Raw genomic sequence first — 6317 nt, forward strand, 5'->3', positions numbered from 1 at the left:
GGGCAGGGCGGGCGCACCGGCCCGCGGCGCGGGGATCGGCCAGGCGATCATCGCCTGACCGCCCTCGCGGGGCGGCCCGCACCCGCCACGCCGCGAGCAGCGGAACAACGGGGTATTAATGCTCTTAAAGGCCACTAAACGGAATCATGTCCGAAAAATATGTATTGCCACACTTAACGCGATGGAGAACAGAGCGGGCGCGGAGCGGGAATCCACCGGCGCCCCGGATGGGCGGGAGAAGACTCCGATGAGGGTCATAAGCGTTGCCGGGCCGGCCAAAAAAGGGTAAAAGCCCTAAAAATAAGCAAAGCGACCAAGGCGCCCGGAACGGACCCGGGATGTCACAGCCGTGAAATCATGATCGGGCGACCGGAGCGGGCCCCCACCGGTCATCCGATCATGGAGTGACACGATGTCCGCCTACCTGCGATTCCCAACGATCTTCGGCGACAGGGTCGTCTTCGCCGCCGAGGACGACCTGTGGATGGTGCCCGCCACCGGCGGACGGGCCTTCCGGCTGACCGCCGGGGTGGCCGAGGCGGGCTACCCCCGATTCTCCCCGCTCGGCGACCAGCTCGCCTTCGCCGGCCGCGAGGAGGGCCCGGAGGAGGTCTATGTGATGCCCTCCGACGGCGGGGCGGCCCGGCGGATCACCTACCACGGGGCCCGCTCCACCGTCACCGGCTGGGATCCCGACGGCTCCGTCCTGTACGCCAGCGACGAGTCCCAGCCCTTCGATGGACTGAAGTGGCTGCACCGGGTCCACCCGGACGGGATTCCGGAGCGCCTGCCGTACGGCCCGGCCAACTCCATCTCCTACGGCCCGCAGATCGTGCTGGGACGCAACACCGCCGACCCGGCCCGCTGGAAGCGCTACCGGGGCGGCACCGTGGGCGACCTGTGGATCGGCACCGGGGAGTTCCGGCGGCTCATCGCCCTGCCGGGCAACCTGGCCTCGCCCTGCTGGGCCGGAGACCGGGTCTACTTCATCTCCGACCACGAGGGCGTCGGCAACGTCTACTCCTGCACCGCGGACGGCGGGGACCTGCGCAGGCACTCCGACCACGCCGACTACTACGCCCGCAACCTGTCCGGTGACGGCCACCGGCTGGTCTACCACGCCGGGGCCGAGCTCTACCTGGTCGAGGACGGGGAGTCCCACCGGGTCGAGGTGTGCCTGCGCAGCTCCCGCACCCAGCGCAACCGCCGTTTCGCCCCGGCCGAGGACTTCCTCGACAGCGCCACACTCAGTCCCGACGGCAGCGGCCTGGCCATCACCACCCGGGGCAAGGCGTTCTCCTTCGCCGGCTGGGAAGGCCCGGTCCGCCAGCACGGCGCGCCGTACGGCGTCCGCTACCGCCTGCTGACCTGGCTGAACGACGACGAGCGGCTGATCGCGGCGGCCAGCGACGACGGTGACCGCGAGGTGCTGTCCGTGCTCACCGCCGACGGCAGCGCCGAACCGGTTCAGCTCGACCACCTCGACACCGGGCGCGTCACCGCGCTGGAGGCCTCCCCCAAGGACGACAGGATCGCGATCGCCAACCACCGCAACGAGCTGCTCGTGGTCGACCTCACCGGCGGCGCGGTGGCCGGCGCCCGGAGCACGGTGATCGACGCCAGCAGGTTCGGCGCGATCGAAGACCTCGCCTGGTCCCCCGACGGCCGCTGGCTGGCCTACGCCTGCCGTGACACCGCGCAGACCATGGCCGTCAAGCTGTGCCGGGTCGAGACCGGCGAGACGTTCGCCGCCACCCGCCCGGTGCTGTGGGACACCTGCCCCGCCTTCGACCCCGGCGGCGACTACCTCTACTTCATCGGCCAGCGCGTCTTCAACCCGGTCTACGACGAGCTCCAGTTCGACCTGGGATTCCCCCTCGGCTCCCGCCCCTACGCCATCGGGCTCCGCGCCGACGTCCGCTCCCCCTTCGTCCCGGAACCCCGGCCGCTCAAGGACGACGACGACGATGACAACGACGACGACGACGACGGGCAGGAGACCGAGGTGGTCATCGACCTGGAGGGCATCCAGGACCGCGTCGTCGCCTTCCCCGTCCCCGAGGGGCGCTACGACCGCATCGCCGGGCTCAAGGGCAAGGCCCTCTACCTGACGTTCCCCGTCGAGGGCAGTCTCGGCGACGACTACGCCGACTCCTCCGACGGCACGCTGCAGGTCTACGACTTCGCCGGACAGAAGCAGGAGACCCTGGTCGGGGACGTCTCGGAGTTCCAGTTGGGCCGCGACGGCACCACCCTGCTCTACCAGGCCGGCAAACGGCTGCGGGTGATCAAGGCGGGCGAGACGCCCGAGGACGACGACACGCCGAGCCGCGCCAGCGGATGGGTCGACCTGTCGCGCGTCAAGGTGTCCATCCGCCCGGAGGCCGAGTGGCGGCAGATGTTCCGCGAGACCTGGCGGCTGCAGCGGGAGAACTTCTGGACCCAGGACATGGCCGGGATCGACTGGGAGGGCGTCTACCGGCGCTACCTTCCGCTGGTGGACCGGGTCACCACCCGGGGGGAGTTCTCCGACCTGCTGTGGGAGCTGCTCGGCGAGCTCGGCACCTCCCACGCCTACGAGAGCGGCGGGGCCTACCCGTCCCGGCCGCACTACCGGCAGGGCAAGCTCGGCGTCGACTGGTCCTTCGAGGACGGCCACTACCGGGTCGCCCGGATCGTCAACGGCGACCGCTGGGATCCCGAGGTCACCTCGCCGCTCAACCGCCTCGGGGTGGACGTACGGCCCGGCGACACGGTGCTTGCCGTCAACGGCCAGCCCGTCGGGGCGTCGGCCTGCCCGGACGAACGGCTGGTCAACCAGGCCGACCAGGAGGTCCAGCTCACCGTCAGGCGCGGGCAGGACAAGCGGACCTTCAACGTGAGGGCCATCGGCGACGAGCAGCCGGGCCGCTACCGCGACTGGGTGGAGGCCAACCGGGCCCACTGCCACGAGCGCAGCGGAGGCCGGGTCGGCTACCTGCACATCCCCGACATGGGGCCGGAAGGCTACTCCGAGTTCCACCGCGGTTTCCTCACCGAATACGACCGTGAGGGCCTGATCGTGGACGTGCGGTTCAACGGCGGCGGCCACGTGTCGGCCCTGCTGCTGGAGAAGCTCTCCCGGCGCCGCCTCGGCTACAACTTCCCGCGGTGGAGCGTGCCCGAGCCCTACCCCGACGAGTCCCCCCGGGGGCCGATGGTCGCGATCACCAACGAGTGGGCCGGCTCCGACGGTGACATCTTCAGCCACACCTTCAAGCTGCTCGGCCTGGGCCCGCTGATCGGCAAGCGCACCTGGGGCGGGGTGATCGGCATCTGGCCCCGGCACCAGCTCGCCGACGGCACGGTCACCACCCAGCCGGAGTTCTCCTTCGCCTTCGACGACGTGGGCTGGCGGGTGGAGAACTACGGCACCGACCCCGACATCGAGGTGGACATCACCCCGCAGGACTATGCCCGCGGCGTGGACACCCAGCTCGACAAGGCGATCGAGGTCGCCCTGGAACGCCTGCTCCTCCACCCCCCGCACACGCCCGATCCGGCCGACCGGCCCCGGCTCACGGTGCCGCGCCTGCCGCCTCGCTGAGCGGGGGATCAGGGCACGGCGTCGGCGGCCTCCATGAGCCGTCCGGCCAGCGCCCTGATCTCCCCGCGCAGCTCGTCGGGGGTGATCACGGTGAACGGCCAGCCGAGCCCGGCCAGCATCTGCGCCATCCCGCCCAGCTGCTCGGCCCTGGTCTCCAGCAGGATCCCGCCGGCGGTCTCGGTCAGCGTCGCCGTCTCCGCCGGGATCCTCCTGCGCGCCTCCTCCATGGTGGCGGTCAGCAGCACCTTCACCTCGTGCCGGTACGGCACCGCCGACAGTGACCCGATCACGTGCGCGACCGCGTCGAAGTCGCCCGGGTCGCCGAAGGACCGCCCGGTCCGTACGGCGCCCGCCACCCGGTCCACCCGGAAGGTCCTCACCTCCCCGCTGTTGTGGTCGAGCCCGGCGGCGTACCAGCGTCCGGAGTGGAAGACGATGCCGTAGGGGTCCAGGTCGCGTTCCGAGGACTCGCCCCGCCAGGACCGGTAGGCCAGCCGTACCGTCTGCCGGTGCCGGGCGGCGTCGGCGAGCGCGAGCAGCGGCCCTGCCTTCGGGGCGCTCGCGGGCACCGGCGCCCTGGTGTGCCCCAGCGTCGCCGACACCGCGGCGACACGCTCGCGCAGCGCCTGGGGGAGCACCCGCTGGATCTTGGCCAGCGCGCTCTCGGTCGCCGTCTCCCCCACCGCGAGGCCGGTCCGCCGCCCGGCCAGCAGCCCCAGCACGACGGCTGTGGCCTCGTCGTCGGTGAGCATCAGCGGCGGCAGCTTGTAGCCGGGCAGGAGCCGGTAGCCGCCGTGGCGCCCGCGCTCGGCCTCCACCGGCACCCCGAGCTCGGAGAGTCTCACCGCGTAGCGGCGCACCGTACGCTCGTCCACCTCCAGCCGGGCGGCGAGTTCGGGCCCGGTCAGACCGGGGCCGGCCTGCAGGATCTCCAGCAGTGCGAGGACCCGGGTGACGGTCATCGAGATCTCCCAAAAAATCAGGACCGGTTCTGTCCGGATTCAATCCTATGATCAAACCACACGAAGAAGGAGACAACATATGAGCACCTACGTTCTGGTCCCCGGTTTCTGGCTCGGCGCCTGGGCCTGGGAGAAGGTCGTCCCGCCGCTGCGCGAGGCCGGTCACGACGTCCACCCGGTCACCCTCACCGGACTCGGCGACCGCTCCCACCTGGCGGGCGCCGGGGTCGACCTTGAGACGCACATCCAGGACGTCGTCAACGCCGTCGTCTTCGCGGACCTGCACGACGTGATCCTCGTCGGCCACAGCGGCGCCGGCGCGGCCGTCACGGGCGCGGCCGACCGGATCCCCGAGCGCGTCGCCCGGCTTGTCTATCTCGACGCCGGCCCGACGGCCGACGGCCTGACGTTCATGGACCTCAACGAGCCCGACTGGAGGGCCTTCATCGAGGCGCGGGTCGCCGAGCAGGGAGGCGGGACGGCCTACCCGCTGCCCTCCTGGCAGGAGCAGGAGCAGGCCGGCGCCAGCCTGGAGGGCCTGGGCGAGGCCGAACTCGACTGGTTCGCCTCCCGCGCGACGCCTCAGCCGTACGGCACCATGACCCAGCCGCTGACGCTGAAGGGCGAGGTGGACAAGCTGCCCAAGACGCTCATCGCGTGCTCGTTGCCGATGGAGCAGGTCCAGGCGATGATCACGGCCGGACACCCGCTCTTCGCGGCGCTCGCCGGACCGGAGTGGAGCTTCGAGACGGTGCCCACCGGTCACTGGCCGATGTTCTCCAAGCCCGTGGAGACCGCGGCCGCGCTCGCCGCGCTGGCGGGCTGAGTTCCGGCGGGGAGACCGGGATCCGGCGGGCCGGGATCGCGGGGGCGGCCCGGCCGCCCCCGCGGCCCGCGGCGGGTTCACGGCGCCCGCCCCCTCCCATCGGCCCCGGCGGGCGCCGCGATCGACTTACATCACTTCTGGTAACTACATAATCACTTGCAGTGACGGAGGCGGGCAGGGCACCATCGGTCGGACGACAGCACTCCCCGACCAGAGGATCCACGTGAAATCAAGCATCCGGAACACCCGCCTCGCCGCCACGGCCCTTGCCACCGGTCTCCTGTGCGCGGGGCTCGCCGTGCCCGCGCACGCGCAGGCGGGCTCCTCCGCCGAGCATGCCGCGGCTCTCAGGCGTGCGTCCGAGCAGTGCGGAAGCGGCCAGGTCTGCTTCTGGTACTCCCGGAACTTCAGCGGCACCCCCTGGCGATGGACGCCCGCGAGCGGCTACCGCGACATGCCCTCGAACCTGCACGACCACGTCTACTCCTTCTACGCCAACGCCTCCGCCTGCTTCATCGACTGGGACCCCAGGGAGCGGCGCAGGGCGACTCCCGGCGACTACGCCAAGGCCTACGACACCAACTTCGGCAAGAGGATCGACGCCGTGGACCAGATCAGCGCGTGCTGACCCGTCCGGGGGCGGCGCGAGCGCTTCCGCCCGGACGTGGGTGAGCGGCGCTCCGCCACCGGTTCCGGACCCGGGACGGCCGCACCGCGCGCGTTCCCCTGGCAGGAGGGGAAGGGCGGGGGGCGGCCGTCCCGGGTCCGGAACCGGTGGCGGAGCGCCGCTCACCCACGTCCGGGCGGAAGCGCTCGCGCCGCCCCCGGACGGGTCAGCACGCGCTGATCTGGTCCACGGCGTCGATCCTCTTGCCGAAGTTGGTGTCGTAGGCCTTGGCGTAGTCGCCGGGAGTCGCCCTGCGCCGCTCCCTGGGGTCCCAGT

4 protein-coding genes are annotated in these 6317 nt (G+C 71.5%); 3 read left to right on the plus strand and 1 reads right to left on the minus strand.

The genetic code is table 11. From position 1 onward, the window contains the following. The first annotated feature begins 412 nt into the window (after positions 1-412). Positions 413-3586, plus strand: a complete 3174-nt coding sequence (locus tag CA984_RS41865) for a S41 family peptidase (protein WP_086578872.1) — start codon at positions 413-415, stop codon at positions 3584-3586. A gap of 8 nt (positions 3587-3594) precedes the next feature. On the opposite strand, the gene CA984_RS41870 is transcribed toward CA984_RS41865, so the two are convergent. Further along, positions 3595-4548: a helix-turn-helix transcriptional regulator gene (locus tag CA984_RS41870; RefSeq protein WP_086578873.1), complete on the minus strand. Its 954-nt coding sequence runs from the start codon at positions 4546-4548 to the stop codon at positions 3595-3597. A gap of 79 nt (positions 4549-4627) precedes the next feature. Here CA984_RS41870 and CA984_RS41875 point away from each other — a divergent pair, with 79 nt between their 5' ends. Further along, on the plus strand, positions 4628-5374 hold the full coding sequence (locus CA984_RS41875; protein ID WP_086578874.1) for an alpha/beta fold hydrolase: 747 nt from the start codon (positions 4628-4630) through the stop codon (positions 5372-5374). A gap of 223 nt (positions 5375-5597) precedes the next feature. After that, positions 5598-6002, plus strand: a complete 405-nt coding sequence (locus CA984_RS41880; protein ID WP_086578875.1) for a peptidase inhibitor family I36 protein — start codon at positions 5598-5600, stop codon at positions 6000-6002. Positions 6003-6317 lie beyond the last annotated feature (315 nt).

The organism is Streptosporangium minutum (assembly GCF_002149035.1).
Classification (GTDB): Bacteria; Actinomycetota; Actinomycetes; order Streptosporangiales; family Streptosporangiaceae; genus Streptosporangium; species Streptosporangium minutum.

Bases quoted from the DNA above. Each gene is read 5' to 3' on its own strand.
- CA984_RS41870 (WP_086578873.1), bottom strand. From the start codon at position 4,548: ATGACCGTCACCCGGGTCCTCGCACTGCTGGAGATCCTGCAGGCCGGC.
- CA984_RS41865 (WP_086578872.1), top strand. From the start codon at position 413: ATGTCCGCCTACCTGCGATTCCCAACGATCTTCGGCGACAGGGTCGTC.
- CA984_RS41875 (WP_086578874.1), top strand. From the start codon at position 4,628: ATGAGCACCTACGTTCTGGTCCCCGGTTTCTGGCTCGGCGCCTGGGCC.